The sequence below is a fragment of the Microcoleus sp. B5-D4 genome, assembly GCF_036705145.1.
In the GTDB taxonomy this organism is placed as follows: domain Bacteria; phylum Cyanobacteriota; class Cyanobacteriia; order Cyanobacteriales; family Microcoleaceae; genus Microcoleus.
The window spans coordinates 1-13,795 of the sequence record NZ_JAUBTV010000022.1 but is presented as its reverse complement, the minus strand read 5'-3'; the positions used below and the strand labels follow the sequence as shown (position 1 = coordinate 13,795).

General features: G+C 47.2%; 20 protein-coding genes. 16 read left to right on the top strand and 4 right to left on the bottom strand.

Annotated elements, in window-relative coordinates; all coding sequences use genetic code 11:
* Positions 1 to 4 precede the first annotated feature (4 nt).
* The 12 genes from QUB10_RS13015 (at position 5) to prfA (ending at position 7,939) form a co-directional block, all read left to right on the top strand.
* Complete coding sequence (locus QUB10_RS13015) at positions 5 to 589, top strand: adenylate kinase (RefSeq protein ID WP_333059810.1); 585 nt, start codon at positions 5 to 7, stop codon at positions 587 to 589.
* A gap of 293 nt (positions 590 to 882) precedes the next feature.
* Positions 883 to 1,107 (top strand): translation initiation factor IF-1, encoded by a 225-nt coding sequence (gene infA / locus QUB10_RS13010; RefSeq protein WP_006276978.1) that lies wholly within the window; start codon positions 883 to 885, stop codon positions 1,105 to 1,107.
* A gap of 368 nt (positions 1,108 to 1,475) precedes the next feature.
* Positions 1,476 to 1,589, top strand: coding sequence for a 50S ribosomal protein L36 (gene rpmJ / locus QUB10_RS13005; protein WP_015178722.1), 114 nt, complete (start codon positions 1,476 to 1,478; stop codon positions 1,587 to 1,589).
* Positions 1,590 to 1,673: 84 nt separating this feature from the next.
* Positions 1,674 to 2,057 carry a 30S ribosomal protein S13 gene (gene rpsM, locus QUB10_RS13000; RefSeq protein ID WP_006634981.1) on the top strand — a complete coding sequence of 128 codons (384 nt, stop codon included), beginning with the start codon at positions 1,674 to 1,676 and terminating at the stop codon, positions 2,055 to 2,057.
* A gap of 84 nt (positions 2,058 to 2,141) precedes the next feature.
* Positions 2,142 to 2,540, top strand: coding sequence for a 30S ribosomal protein S11 (gene rpsK / locus QUB10_RS12995; RefSeq protein ID WP_332978136.1), 399 nt, complete (start codon positions 2,142 to 2,144; stop codon positions 2,538 to 2,540).
* Between the two features lie 174 nt (positions 2,541 to 2,714).
* Positions 2,715 to 3,659, top strand: coding sequence for a DNA-directed RNA polymerase subunit alpha (locus QUB10_RS12990; RefSeq protein WP_333202767.1), 945 nt, complete (start codon positions 2,715 to 2,717; stop codon positions 3,657 to 3,659).
* Positions 3,660 to 3,784: 125 nt separating this feature from the next.
* Positions 3,785 to 4,135 (top strand): 50S ribosomal protein L17, encoded by a 351-nt coding sequence (gene rplQ, locus QUB10_RS12985; protein ID WP_190657966.1) that lies wholly within the window; start codon positions 3,785 to 3,787, stop codon positions 4,133 to 4,135.
* Between the two features lie 29 nt (positions 4,136 to 4,164).
* On the top strand, positions 4,165 to 5,007 hold the full coding sequence (gene truA, locus QUB10_RS12980) for a tRNA pseudouridine(38-40) synthase TruA (RefSeq protein ID WP_333202667.1): 843 nt from the start codon (positions 4,165 to 4,167) through the stop codon (positions 5,005 to 5,007).
* Positions 5,008 to 5,146: 139 nt separating this feature from the next.
* Entirely contained in the window at positions 5,147 to 5,602 is a 456-nt protein-coding gene (gene rplM / locus QUB10_RS12975; RefSeq protein WP_015178725.1) for a 50S ribosomal protein L13, read from the top strand.
* The gene (gene rpsI, locus QUB10_RS12970; RefSeq protein WP_106147490.1) at positions 5,602 to 6,012 is read left to right on the top strand and encodes a 30S ribosomal protein S9; all 411 of its coding nucleotides are present in this window, start codon (positions 5,602 to 5,604) and stop codon (positions 6,010 to 6,012) included. The genes rplM and rpsI overlap by 1 nt, the downstream gene beginning before the upstream one ends.
* Before the next feature lie 305 nt (positions 6,013 to 6,317).
* A complete protein-coding gene (rpmE, locus tag QUB10_RS12965) occupies positions 6,318 to 6,626 on the top strand; it encodes a 50S ribosomal protein L31 (protein WP_333202664.1) in 309 nt (102 codons plus the stop codon).
* A gap of 218 nt (positions 6,627 to 6,844) precedes the next feature.
* Complete coding sequence (prfA, locus tag QUB10_RS12960; RefSeq protein ID WP_333202662.1) at positions 6,845 to 7,939, top strand: peptide chain release factor 1; 1,095 nt, start codon at positions 6,845 to 6,847, stop codon at positions 7,937 to 7,939.
* 15 nt (positions 7,940 to 7,954) lie between these two features.
* Here the strand turns inward: prfA and QUB10_RS12955 are convergent, their stop codons facing one another.
* Positions 7,955 to 8,392: a hypothetical protein gene (locus tag QUB10_RS12955; RefSeq protein ID WP_333202660.1), complete on the bottom strand. Its 438-nt coding sequence runs from the start codon at positions 8,390 to 8,392 to the stop codon at positions 7,955 to 7,957.
* Between the two features lie 227 nt (positions 8,393 to 8,619).
* Between QUB10_RS12955 and QUB10_RS12950 the strand changes: the two genes are divergently transcribed.
* From QUB10_RS12950 to QUB10_RS12940, 3 genes are read left to right on the top strand one after another with little or no spacing between them, the layout of a single operon-like run.
* Positions 8,620 to 8,985, top strand: a complete 366-nt coding sequence (locus tag QUB10_RS12950) for a helix-turn-helix domain-containing protein (protein ID WP_006634971.1) — start codon at positions 8,620 to 8,622, stop codon at positions 8,983 to 8,985.
* Between the two features lie 51 nt (positions 8,986 to 9,036).
* Entirely contained in the window at positions 9,037 to 9,384 is a 348-nt protein-coding gene (locus QUB10_RS12945; protein WP_333181016.1) for a helix-turn-helix transcriptional regulator, read from the top strand.
* A gap of 44 nt (positions 9,385 to 9,428) precedes the next feature.
* The gene (locus tag QUB10_RS12940) at positions 9,429 to 9,794 is read left to right on the top strand and encodes a helix-turn-helix transcriptional regulator (RefSeq protein WP_333202658.1); all 366 of its coding nucleotides are present in this window, start codon (positions 9,429 to 9,431) and stop codon (positions 9,792 to 9,794) included.
* Between the two features lie 241 nt (positions 9,795 to 10,035).
* Here the strand turns inward: QUB10_RS12940 and QUB10_RS12935 are convergent, their stop codons facing one another.
* Both QUB10_RS12935 and QUB10_RS12930 read right to left on the bottom strand, forming a co-directional pair.
* On the bottom strand, positions 10,036 to 10,842 hold the full coding sequence (locus QUB10_RS12935) for a pentapeptide repeat-containing protein (RefSeq protein ID WP_333202656.1): 807 nt from the start codon (positions 10,840 to 10,842) through the stop codon (positions 10,036 to 10,038).
* A 240-nt stretch (positions 10,843 to 11,082) separates the two neighbouring features.
* Positions 11,083 to 11,943 carry an Rpn family recombination-promoting nuclease/putative transposase gene (locus QUB10_RS12930; protein ID WP_333202654.1) on the bottom strand — a complete coding sequence of 287 codons (861 nt, stop codon included), beginning with the start codon at positions 11,941 to 11,943 and terminating at the stop codon, positions 11,083 to 11,085.
* A 199-nt stretch (positions 11,944 to 12,142) separates the two neighbouring features.
* On the opposite strand from QUB10_RS12930, the gene QUB10_RS12925 reads away from it, so the two are divergent.
* Positions 12,143 to 13,399, top strand: a complete 1,257-nt coding sequence (locus QUB10_RS12925; protein ID WP_333202652.1) for a UvrD-helicase domain-containing protein — start codon at positions 12,143 to 12,145, stop codon at positions 13,397 to 13,399.
* A 42-nt stretch (positions 13,400 to 13,441) separates the two neighbouring features.
* Here the strand turns inward: QUB10_RS12925 and QUB10_RS12920 are convergent, their stop codons facing one another.
* Positions 13,442 to 13,660, bottom strand: coding sequence for a hypothetical protein (locus QUB10_RS12920; RefSeq protein ID WP_333202650.1), 219 nt, complete (start codon positions 13,658 to 13,660; stop codon positions 13,442 to 13,444).
* Between the last annotated feature and the right edge of the window lie 135 nt (positions 13,661 to 13,795).

The window sequence follows — 13,795 nt, the reverse complement described above, 5'->3', positions numbered from 1 at the left end:
CGCAATGCAATTTATTTTCATGGGGCCTCCAGGGGCGGGAAAGGGAACTCAGGCTCAGATATTAGGCGCTCTCTGGAAAATACCCCACATTTCTACGGGCGAAATCCTGCGCGCCTGCGTGGTGGCGAAAACGGCCTTGGGTCTAAAGGCGCAAGCCTACATGGACAGGGGTGAGTTGGTTCCCGACCAATTGCTGATGGATATCGTGCAGGAACGCTTGAATGAACCGGACGCTAATGCGGGCTGGATTCTCGACGGCTTTCCCCGCACTGTTGCCCAGGCAACTTTTTTAGACAAACTGCTGCAGGAGCTTAGCGGTGCCGAGGGGAGTACATCGAACCCAAAATGTGGTCTCAAAGCTGTTAATCTCGACGTGCCTGACGACATTTTGGTGTCTCGCCTGCTGTCGCGGGGCCGGCAGGATGACAATGAGGAGACGATCCGCCGTCGGTTGCAAGTTTATCGCGAGCAAACTGAGCCTTTGATTGATTTTTACAGCGGCCGTCAACAGTTAGTTGCGGTTGATGGCGATCGAGCAATGGAATTAGTCACCGCAGAACTGCAACAATCTCTCTCGATCGACTCTTGAACCCTCTCAATACAGCTTGTTACTCACAAGCTTTTGCTAAGATATGTTAACTAGGAGCTTTTTGTGCTATCAGGTTTTGTGAGGGTTGCTAGAGACCGGATTGAACTCGATACTAATTGCCACAACTTTACTCAAGTAAAGCTAAAGCGAGCGGTTGGTTGAGTCAAGAAGTCGATCGAGTCGCCCTAATTATTGCCCCCCGTTCCCGTTGGACTCCTACCAGTAAATAGGTTTTGAGGCTCACGCCGGGACACTCCTAGTTAATCAAATGTAGAGTTGAGGTAAATACCAAATTGTCTAAGCAAGATTTAATTGAAATGGAAGGGACAGTGACGGAATCCCTGCCCAATGCGATGTTTCGCGTTGACCTAGATAATGGGTTTAACGTGCTGGCTCACATTTCCGGCAAGATCCGCCGCAACTACATCAAAATTCTGCCTGGCGATCGCGTCAAAGTCGAATTGACTCCCTATGACTTGACCAAAGGCAGGATTACTTATCGCCTTCGGAAAAAATAGGCTTAGATAAAACTTTCTAAAAACTAATTCTAAGTTTAATTTAGAGAGAATTTGGTAAAAAGCTTCAAATTTATGCTATAATGCTACGTTTGTAGTGTTGCCGAGAAGGGCGTCAACAACCCACCGGTGTACCGGGTTAAGTCATTGTTACACCGTAAAAGTATCGCTCGCCAACACTCTGGCGCAGGCGAACTTTACCCAGCAATGGGAGTGGGTGCAAGCGGGCTCCTTCATGAAACAACCCGCACTTTATACAATTTAATCGAGGAGAGGTCTACACCTTGCCCAGCCTCTCCTCCCACCGCTCTACGGGCAGTCCCAGCGTGCCTGCTCTCCGGTAGAGCGGGGTTCTCCAGGCAGGAAGAAAGATGAAAGTTCGAGCATCTGTCAAAAAAATTTGTGAGAAATGTCGCGTCATCCGCCGTCGCGGTCGAGTGATGGTGATATGCACTAACCCGAAACACAAACAACGCCAAGGTTAGAAAAAAAGGAAGATTGGGCACTGCACGCAGGTGCATCCTAATTGAACATTGTAGCCAAACAGGAAAACTAGGGAGACAAAAAGTGTGGCACGGATTGCCGGGGTAGACCTTCCACGCGATAAGCGCGTCGAAATAGGTCTGACATACATTTACGGAATAGGCTTGTCGCGGGCCCAAAAAATTATCGCTGCAACAGGCGTAAATCCTGACACTCGCGTCAAGGATTTAACAGAGGCCGACGTGACAGCTCTGCGGGCTCATGTAGAAACCACATACCAAATCGAAGGAGACCTCCGGCGCTGGGAGTCAATGAACATCAAGCGCCTGATGGACATCGGAACTTATCGCGGTCGGCGTCACCGTTTGGGTCTGCCGGTGCGGGGACAACGAACCCGTACCAACGCCAGAACCCGTCGTGGCGTCCGCCGAACAGTTGCGGGCAAGAAAAAGGCACCTTCCAAGAAGTAACATCTTTTTGGGAAAAATACGCTGGGGGCTGCTGGCTCCTAGCGCTTCGGGACATTAGTTGAGAGAAACGTTAAAGAGACTAATATGGCGCGACCACAAACAGGCAAGAAATCTGGTGCAAAAAAGCAGAAACGGAATGTACCCAATGGGGTAGGCTACATCCAGTCTACCTTTAACAACACGATTGTAACTATTACCGACCTCAACGGCGAAGTGATATCCTGGGCATCGGCAGGTTCCAGCGGTTTTAAAGGAGCTAAGAAGGGAACTCCCTTTGCCGCTCAAACAGCAGCAGAAAGTGCTGCCCGCAGAGCCAACGACCAAGGAATGCGCCAAATAGAAGTAATGGTGAGCGGGCCAGGAGCAGGTAGAGAAACTGCAATCCGGGCGCTGCAAGGGGCGGGACTGGAAATCACCCTGATTAGAGATGTTACCCCAATTCCTCACAACGGCTGTCGCCCTCCCAAGCGGCGTAGAGTCTAAAACGATTTGAGATTTTAGATTTTAGATTTTGGATAATGGCTAACTGCTTAAAGTCAAAAACTAATGGTTCTAACTGTTGCCCCGTCCATCCAAAATCCGAAATCCGTTCAGGGGTATGCTCTGCAATCTAAAATCCAAAATCAAAAATCCAAAGTGGAAAAGGGAGGTCACTCCGTGGCGCAGTTTCAAATTGAATGTATAGAGTCTAACACTGACAAAGACCGCAGTCAGTACGGAAAATTTGTCCTGGAACCGCTCGATCGCGGTCAAGGAACAACTGTTGGGAATGCGCTTCGGCGAGTTCTGCTGTCAAATTTGGAAGGAACGGCAGTAACTTCAGTCCGAATCGCGGGCGTCAATCACGAGTTTGCCACGATCGAAGGGGTACGTGAGGATGTTCTAGAAATTCTCCTGAACATGAAAGAGGTCGTCCTCAAAACTCATTCTCAGCAGCCGCAAATCGGCAGGTTGCGGATTGAGGGGCCTGTAACAGTAACGGCCGATCGATTCGATTTGCCGTCTGAGGTGGAATTGATCGATAAATCGCAGTACATTGCAACTCTCTCCCCAGGCTCAGTTCTGGAAATGGAATTCAGAATTGAAAAAGGCATCGGATACCGAGCAGTAGACCGCAGTCGGGATGATGGGTCGGCTTTGGATTTTCTCCAAATTGACGCCATCTTTATGCCGATTCGCAGAGTCAACTACAGCGTTGAAGATGCTCGCGTAGGCGGGACGGTCGAGAAAGATCGGCTGATTATGGAAATCTGGACTGATGGCAGCGTGACTCCTCAAGAAGCTCTGAGTCAATCGGCCAACATCCTGGTAGATTTATTTGCACCTCTCAAAGACATCACCCAAGATTCTCTCAAACCAGAGTATCCAGGTGAAGCCGATCCTACTAGCCAAATTCCGATCGAAGAATTGCAGTTGTCCGTCCGGGCTTACAACTGTCTCAAGCGGGCTCAGATCAACTCAGTCGCAGACTTATTGGATTATACCCAAGAAGACTTGCTCGAGATCAAAAATTTCGGGCAGAAGTCCGCAGAAGAAGTGATTGAAGCTTTACAAAAACGCTTGGGCATTACCTTGCCACAGGAAAAATCAGCTAAAAGTTAATCAACGGGTAACGGGTAAAAAAGTTCTGAATTTTAAGTAGGTGAGTTTTTCAGTTAAAGAAATCACCGCTCAAAACTCGCGGACTATCCCGGCGCCCAATTACCAATTACCAATTACCAACTGCTATGCGTCACCGCTGTCGCGTCCCCCAACTCAACAAACCGGCTGACCAGCGCCGCGCCCTGCTGCGCTCGCTGACCACCGAATTAATCCGCCACGGTAAAATTACTACCACTCTCGCCCGCGCCAAAGCGCTGCGCCCAGAGGCGGACAGAATGATTACCCTGGCAAAAGATGGCTCCTTGGCCGCTCGCCGGCAAGCTATGGGCTTTATCTACGACAAACAGTTAGTACACGCCTTGTTTGAAGCAGCCCAAGAACGGTACGGCTCGCGCAACGGGGGCTACACCCGCGTAGTACGAACTGTCCCCCGCCAAGGAGACAATTCCGAAATGGCGATCGTTGAACTGGTTTAATTCAATTTTGGGTTGGAGATTTGTGATTTATGACTGACAATCGAAAATCCCCAATCGAAAATCCCCAATCGATACAGCGCGTTGCTCTGGTGATCCAATACCTCGGCACTAACTTTCACGGTTGGCAGCGACAGCCGAACCAGCGTACAGTACAAGAAGAAATTGAAACAGCAATATCGACTGTTCTGGAACGCCCGGTAACGCTGCACGCTGCCGGGAGAACCGATGCGGGAGTTCACGCCGCTGCTCAAGTAGCGCATTTTGATGCCTGCGGCCCCATTCCGGCTCACCGCTGGGCAAGCGTTCTCAACTCTCGACTGGCAAAAGATATTTTAATTCGAGCTTCGGCAAAGGTGGAACCTACCTGGCACGCTCGGTTCTCAGCCAGTTGGCGGCGCTATCGCTACACCCTTTATACAGATCCGACCCCTAATTTGTTTGTGCGTCCTTTTGCTTGGCACTGCTACCACGCCCCTGTGGATGAATCTTTGATTCAGACAGCATTGACACCGCTCATCGGGCGGCATCACCTGGCTGCTTTCCACCGCGCGGGGTCTGCCCGCCCCCATTCCTGGGTGGACGTACAAGCGGCCGAGTGTCAGCGTTCTGGGCCTCTTATCTATATTGAGGTTCAGGCGAGTGGGTTTCTATACGGGATGATGCGGCTGCTGGTGGGGTTGCTGGTGCAGGTGGGTCGCGGGGAAAGGCCGATCGACAATTTCACAGATATCTGGGTCAACGAACGCCGAGAAATGGTAAAATATGCCGCTCCCGCTCAAGGTTTGTGCCTGCTGCGGGTTGGCTATTGTGAATTTCCCTTTCCCCCAGAGGTCTGGTACGACACCCAGCCAAAATTAGTCATTAGTCATTAGTCATTAGTCATTAGTCATTAGTCATTAGGTAACTACTAATAAAAAACTAAGGACAACTAACAATTAAAAACTGACAACTGACAACTGACAACTGACAACTAACAACAGTTAACAGTTAATAGACAACTAACAACAAACAATGAACAAAACTTACGTCCCTACTCAAGACTCCCTAGAGCACAAGTGGTACGTGGTCGATGCCGCCGACCAGCGACTCGGCCGTCTGGCAACTGAAGTTGCCATGTACCTCCGGGGGAAACACAAACCGACTTACACTCCTTCTATGGATACCGGCGACTTCGTAATAGTCATCAATGCGGACAAAATCGCTGTTACTGGCAAAAAACGCACCCAGAAAATCTACCGCCGCCATTCTGGAAGACCGGGCGGCATGAAAACAGAAACTTTTGCCAAATTGCAAGCACGTTTGCCCGAAAGAATTGTCGAAGAAGCTATACGGGGAATGCTGCCTCACACTTCTCTGGGCCGACAACTGTTTACTAAACTCAAGGTGTACGCTGGCCCAAACCACCCGCACCAAGCTCAAAAACCAGAAGAATTAATTGTTCACACGATTCCGGGAGGAAATGAGTAATGCAAGCAACAGATACCGGCCGCGCTGTGTACTGGGGTACCGGCCGCCGCAAGTGTTCAGTAGCGCGGGTGCGCTTGGTTCCCGGCACTGGCATATTGACTGTCAACGGTAAAGAAGGGGATTTGTACCTGCAATTCAACCCAACTTATTTGGCGCTCGCTAAGGCCCCTCTGGAAACTTTGGGTCTGGAAAATGAGTATGACATTTTGGTGAAAGTTGAAGGCGGTGGCTTGACAGGCCAAGCTGACTCGATTCGCTTGGGTGTCGCTAGAGCACTTTGCCAATTAGACCCGGACAACCGCAAGCCTCTCAAGACTGAGGGCTATTTGACTCGCGACCCGCGGGCAAAAGAACGGAAAAAGTACGGTTTGCGGAAAGCTCGCAAAGCTCCTCAATACTCGAAGCGGTAATCGAGGTTCGGCAGCCGATTGTGTAACGGATGTAACGGATGTAATGGAAGTTCGGCAACGGATTTTTTAACGGATGTAACGGATGTAACGGAAGTTCGGATTGACGGAAGAAGGAAGAAGGAAGAAGGAAGAAAGAAAAGGCAAAAATTATCTATCCAGATTTTATCTGCCTTTTTTTGAAGTTTATTTCCGATTCCTGATTCCTGGTTCCAATAGATATAAGGCAAAATTCCTGCTGTTGTTGGTGTACAAGTCCTGCGGCAGCTAAAATGGTTGTAAAGTCAAAAATTAGAGAGTAAAAAACAATGGCAAAAGAAGGCATTCACCCTGAGTGGTATCCCGAAGCTCAGGTTTATTGCAACGGGGAACACGTGATGACGGTTGGTTCGACTAGACCAAAGCTTCAAGTTGATGTTTGGTCGGGAAATCATCCTTTTTATACTGGCACTCAGAAGATTATTGATACAGAAGGTCGTGTGGAACGCTTTATGCGGAAATACGGCATGACCGAGGTAGAAATGCCGAAGGCAGATGCTTCATCTGGACCGCTGAAAATGGAAGATCCCAAAGCAGATGCTTCTAAGGCTGCTGGTAAAGGCAAAAAGAAGAAGTAGCCGGATTGTCATTTGTCCGCAGTTTGTTGAGAGTAGTTCTTTCTACTGGCAACTTACCGCCCTCGGATTTTAGATTTTAGATTGAAGACTTCGCTATGCAGGCAGTTGAGTTCTATCGAGTGGAGTTTGAGCGAGATTCTATCCCAACTGTTCTTCAAATCTAAAATCTAAAATCTAAAATCTAAAATCTAAAATCGATTGACAAAGGACAACTGACAATGGCTGAATCTTATTTGCTGGATAAATTGAAGTCGGTAGAGCAAACTTTTAATGAGTTGACTCGCCGCATGGCTGACCCGGATGTGGCTAGAGACAATCAAGAGTTTCAACGGGTAGCGAAAGCTCGATCGTCCTTGGAGGAAGTGGTCGATACTTTTGCTTTGTGGAAAACCACTCAGGAAGATTTGGTGGGCGCGCGACAGGTTCTCAAGGAAGCCGCGGGCGATCGAGATATGCAAGAAATGGCTGCGCTGGAAGTTCAGGAACTTGAGGTGAAGCTGGAGAATTTGGAAAGTCGTTTGAAGGTTTTGCTGCTCCCCCGCGACCCGAACGATGACAAGAATATTATGCTGGAAATTCGGGCGGGTACTGGCGGTGATGAGGCTAGTATTTGGGCTGGAGATTTGCTGCGACTCTATTCGCGCTACGCTCAAACTCAAGGCTGGGTGGTGAAGTTGGTGAGCGAGTCGCTGGCGGAAATGGGTGGCTTTAAAGAGGTAATTCTGGAAATTACAGGCGACAGCGTTTACAGCAAGCTGAAGTTTGAGGCGGGAGTACACCGGGTGCAGCGAGTGCCTGTGACTGAGGCGGGCGGCCGGGTGCATACTTCGACGGCGACGGTGGCTGTGATGCCGGAGGTTGATGATGTGGAGATTCACATCGATCCGAAGGATATTGAGATGAGCACGGCTCGATCGGGCGGCGCTGGCGGTCAAAACGTGAACAAGGTGGAAACTGCTGCGGATTTGTTTCACAAGCCGACGGGAATTCGGATTTTCTGTACTGAGGAGCGCAGTCAGTTGCAGAATAAGGAGCGGGCGATGCAGATTTTGCGGGCTAAGCTCTATGAGATGAAGTTGCGGGAGCAGCAGGATGAGGTGAAGTCGCGGCGTTTGGCTCAGGTTGGTACTGGTTCGCGATCGGAGAAGATTCGCACGTACAACTATAAGGACAATCGGGCTACCGACCACCGTTTGGGGGAGAATTTCTCGCTCAATAGTGTTTTGGAAGGTGATATTGAGGGGATTATTCAGACTTGCATTTCTCAGGATCAGCAGGAACGTTTGGCTGAGTTGGCTGCTTCTACTAATTGATGGAGTGATGGGGGACTAGGCGCATTGTTTGCTGAGCCTCAGTTCCCTTGTTACGCGGGAGATCTGGTTGAGTAGGGCTTCCCAAATTGCATCGGCGATCGCCACTGGATATTTGAAATGTTCGAGGTCGTATTGTACAATGACTTCTAGGGGTGCTAGGATTTGCTGGTTTCGACAACTGGCAATTGCTGCGATCGCCTCTTGTTGCCATCTGGCAAATAGTCTGTAGCTGAAAAAGGAACTGCATTTTTGTCCTTTCTTGTTCAGGTAAACAACTATTACTTGATGTTGTTTGGGGTAGACTTTCACTATGCGGTTGACCGGCATTCTCAGGGCTTCGGCTGCTTCCATTTTGGAGATTTGCCAGCATTGGGGTTTTAGCCAACCCGAGGCTGTGAGGCTTTGACGGGTGCGGCTGGGCTTGTGAGTTTTTAGATTGCGTCTCTTGGTCATTTTTACTTTCCCTGATGTCGGTCTTCGGTTTCAAAGTTCGATCGGGCTGTCCCCTTATGTTGGGTTCCTCGCTCAGAACCATTTGTTTAGCGACTCCTTGGGTCTATCAAAACTTAAGTTGTAATTATTAGTTTACTTGCAATCCTTTCCTGTGTCAAGTGTAATTATGAATTGCAAGTGGAAAATTTAGGAGTTGGGAAGTAAACTGAGTTATGTGGGATTAAGTAGTGACGGCAGTTGTGAACGCAGAAGCTAAGAAAAAATTGATCGAGATTGTCAAACTAGCTCGCGGTTCGATGAGTCAGCGGGCATTCGGCAAGCTTCTGGGCGTCTCTGCGACTGCGGTTCAGTTGTGGGAAAAAGGTCAGAGCATCCCAGATACAGAAAATTTGGCTCAGATTGCTGTGAGGGCGGGGTTTACACTTGAAGAGCTGCTCGCTCATCTGGAAGGCAAACCCATGCGTGAACCGGTAGATACTAACGATCTGCTGAAAAAAATTCAATGTATACCAATTAGTGAGTTAGCCGTGGTTGGTAGAGCCGTGATGGATAGACTCGCGGCGGCGGCTGAGTCGTCTGGGAAATATAGTTGATGTATCACTTCGTAAGTAGACTGGTAGATACGGTTGAGTAACCTTCGAGTCGTGAACATCCAAAATAGACAAAAACTTAGTGAAATTATCAAAACAGCTCGCGGGACAATGAGTCAGCGAGCCTTTGGCAAGCTTTTGGGCGTTTCTGCTACTGCTGTTCAGCTTTGGGAAAGGGGCGATACTGTTCCAGAAACGGAAAACTTGGGTAAGCTCGCAGCGAGAGCTGGTTATTCGCTGGAAGAACTTCTGAGATTTTTGGATGGGAAGCCAGTGTCAGATCCGTTAGATATTCAAGATATTGTCAAAAAAATTCAGTTTTTGCCTCTGAGTCAGGTGGCGCTAATTGGTAAAGCTGTCGCGGAGAGATTCGCTGCGTCGGCTGAGGCTGCTGGGGAATGAGTATTAGGCAGATTTATCTGTAAACTAGGAATTGTGGTTATCTGGTGGCTGATACTGTGGACGCAGAAGCTAAGAAAAAACTGAGCGAAGTTGTGAAGCTAGCGCGTGGCTCCATGAGTTTTAGCGCTTTTGGTAGGCTATTGGGAGTCTCTGGGTCTGCTGTTCAGTATTGGGAGAAAGGACAGGTGCTCCCGGATACGAAAAATTTGACTCAGATTGCGGCAAGAGCGGGCTTTACGATGGAAGAGTTAATGGCTCATCTCGAAGGCAAGCCAATGCCGGAACCTGTTAATACCAACGAGCTGCTGAAGAAAATTCAATGTATGCCACTGAGTGACTTAGCAGTGATTGTTCGAGCTGGTATGGAGCGACTGGCGGCGGCTGCTTTAGCCTCTGGGAAGTGTGGTTGAGCTGGTTGGCGTAAAGTCCGATCGCCCTTAAAAATTTCTACCACTCGTGCCTATCACAAATCGAGTAATTTGTCAAGGCAAAATCTACTTTGTTACGGAGTGCGATCGCCCTTATGGACTGACGCACTCCAAGCAAAGAAACCGGGTTTTTTACCGAATCTGCGGGATACAACGCGTCTTATCGTAAAAAACCCGGTTTCGGGGCCCCTATGCGATCGCCCTTATGAAAAAACCACTCGCCCTATCCCTGACTCAATATGTCTAAAAACTCTTGGACAATGCGATCGGGTTCTTCTGTGCATCTGTTAGCGTCGCAATAGTGGATGATGCTGATACCGTGAGATGCAAACAGGCGATCGCGCGTTTCATCTTTTTCTGTGTCGGGATGCCATATTTCCAGAATACCCCATTTGCCTTGGTGGAATATGAGGAAATCTGGTTCTTGGTTTTGTCGGCCTGCGGGTGTGGTGAGGCGGGCTTTGGAGTTGGGGAAGAATAGGGTGTTTGTGCGATCGAGGGCTTCGGCTATTTTTACTTCTTCTTCGCAGCGAAAGCGCAGATCGTTCCAGTGATAAATCCGTTCTTTTGTGCTAGACAAAATTCCCTGGTTATGCGCGTCTTCAGCCTTGATAATTTCATCTGATGCCGTCTTATTATCAGATATAATTGCACCGTGTAAATCTGCTGATGAATCAGATTCACTTAAGTTTGCGAATAATATTCTGGCTCCGCTTAAGTTAGCACCGCTGAGGTTAACTCCGATAACTTGAGTTCGATGTAATGTCACTTGATGTCGTCGCAAGTATCGTTTAAAAACCGAGCGTAAATTATTTTTTTTTACCTTTTCATCAAAAGCCTCTGAGAGTTGTTTCCAGAGTTTAGCTGCCAGCGCTTTTATGTATTCATCATTATATTGAGAGAGTTGAGAAATTTCTTCATAGGAATGTCTGCCTTCCCAGCATTGTCTGAAGATGAGCTCTTGCACGTCGTTTAAGCCTTCGCCATCGAGGAGAGTTTCTGCGATCGCGATTGCTTCATCAACGGTCATGGCTTAAGTTTCCTTAAAGTATATATTTGGTGAAGTTTTGACAATAATACCATTTTTTTATGATGCTGTATAGAATCCGATCCCCCCTAAAGAGGGCGGGCACGGGGAGTAGGGGTCGCACCGCCCCTACAATGGGGGGACAAGACTCTTCTCAAAGTCCCCCTTCTTAAGGGGGATTTAGGGGGATCGAGATATGTGCAACGACCCATTAAATTAATATAAGAGGCTATATCTTAGGAATTAAGGCTGATGTTCATTCAACCAATTGGTTAAATCTGAGGCTTCTGAAAAGTCCAAAAGCGCCTCTCCTAAATCCTCTAATTCTTCTACGGATAAAGTCTGAATTTGTTCGCGGGTTTCAGATGCGATCGCACCGATGCGTCGAGTCAACTGGCGAGTGAGGAACGACAGCGCCTCATCTTTCCTTCCTTCAAGGAGGCCTAGTTGTCTTCCTTCAAGGAGGCCATCTTCGCGAATTTCTTGGTAAATCACAGAACCGCGCATAGTTTCCTTCCTAAATAGTTGTCTGATTAAGTCTTTTTCAAATCTCAAACCTGCGAGCACTTGGGTACAAGCGAGTAAATCCGCTTGTTGGGTAGGTTCTTCTATTGTAGCAATCTGAGTAGCTATTTGCTCTAACAAAGTTCGTGGCGAGTTGGTTTGGGATAGTGTCGCCAGTGGGAGCAAGCCGGGGACGGACAGCAGTAAAGCGGGGTCTTGCTCCCAGAGGCGAATAACTCGATATCCGTGTCGGGTGTTCACGTCTGTGTACTCGGATACAAAAACTTGTTCTGAGGCTGTTTGCTGCAAAAAGATTACTACTTGATTGATGGAACAGGAGTATTGCCGTTTCAGCCTGACGTAGTAGTCTAGCATTCTGAAGGCGATCGGCGGGTCGGAGTAGGGTCTGGTTTCAAATTCCAGATGTAGGATTTGGTTATCCGTTTGCAGGAATACGAGAGAATCGGCTCGGATGGGTTCTTGAATTAGCTCGGTTTTGAGTACCTGAACAGTGGTGGGCTCGTCTATTGGTAGTAGCCAGTGGACGAAGGCGGCGGGGAATTTTTCGGCTAGATATTTGCAGGTGTTGTCGTAGGCCAAGGAAGTTGGGTTGTGAGGGTTGATTAGAAGAGTTTAACTCTAGCGGCATCTACCTGAGAATAGATTTTAGGGCGATTTGGGGAAAGTCCTTACTTTTTATCACTTTTTGTCACTTTTTCTCACTGACACAGATCGGGTCGTATTGGTAAGCTGATTTGAATAAAGAACACTCGACAAAAAGAATATAAGGAGAAAGATTGTGGAACAGTGGATTAACTTCGAGCAATCTTTTAACCAGCGTTTAAATAGCCAAGATTTAGACGAACAACAGACTAAAGCTAGAAACACCAAGCTTGAAGGTCATGCTTTAGTTAGAGGCGTTGCAGGTTCTGGCAAGTCATTAGTGTTGCGGAATCGTATTGAAAAACTAATCGAGGCAGGATATAACGATATTTTGGTATTGTGCTACAACCGCTTCATGAATGGATGGATTGATTCAATAATAAAAGAAAAAGGCTTGAGTTTAAAAGTAGAGAGTCGAACTTTTCATAGTTGGGCTTATCGCATTGGATACGATTACAATTGGGATGAAATTCCTGAAAAGCGGCAGCAAATTATTGATCTAGTTAAAACATATTATAATGCCAACCCCAAAAAGCGTTATAAAGCAATTCTAATTGATGAAGCTCAAGATTTTTATGATGAATGGTTTATGGCGATGTTATCTGCTGTAGATCCCGACACAAACTCTATCTTTTTTGTCTATGATAACACTCAGTCAGTTTACGGTCAGCCACATCGAAGAAAGCGAGAGTGGACTTGGAAGAGTCTTGGATTTGATATTCCTCCACGTCGTTCGCAAATATTTGATATAAACTATAGAAACGCGCCAGAAATTATAGAATTAGCTTGGCAGTTTATATGTCCTTATTTAGCTAGTGCTAATATGAAGACAAGTAAACGTTCAGGTTCTAATATCGGTAGTATTGTCGAACCACTCAAAAAGTCTTCTCGCAGTTCATCTATTAAGCCAATGCTTGTAAAAAGTGATATGTCTCCAGATAATATAGCTAAACAGGTTAAACTGGCATTGAGCAGTCATCCAGTATCTTCAATCGGAGTTTTATTGCATCCACAAGAGTCAAGATTCTTTAAATCAGAAATTAGTAGATGCCTGGGAGAATTGGGTGTTCCCCATCACGCTCCAAAGGGTTCTCCAGACCGAGGTAATAACCTTGTAAACCGACCTTTGGTAATAGTCGATTCTTGGAATGCGCTGAAAGGAGTTGAGTTTGATGCCGTTATTATTGCTGGCGTTGACCAAGTGGAAGAATTATCAGATCCCGATAAAAATTTTCAAGAAAAAGCAGGACTTTATACAGCAATAACAAGAGCAAGAGATCACGTAGTTATGTTATACCAAGATGAAACTCAAGTTGTGCAGCAACTTCAAAACATTTTGACAGCACCGGATGTTTTGGAGAGTGACTCAAATGCAAATGCTCAGGCTGCTTAGTGTGCAACATTAAGTCCTAGGATAGTAGGACATTTCTTAAGTTCATCTGATAACTTTTAGCTCCGCGATCGCTTCATTAACTGTACCTCGAAACACCTTGCCAGATTGATAGTCTTGTTTTCCTTGTGCAATATTAGCAGCAATTTCGGTGCGACGGCGATCGCTAAGCCTCCGGTGCATGATGACAAGTAAAGCAGTTTGTTCGTCTATAGACAATGTTTCGATCTCGTCTAAAATACGGTCAAATGTTGAGGTTTGCATAGTAAAGAGTATATTGACCAAAAGCTTGCTCTAAATCTGCAATTCTAGACTCTCTGATAACCCACATTCCGCACCCCCAACTGGCACATACGCGGATTGAGGGGGTAAAAGTGAATCATCCGAGACAAAGCGTGA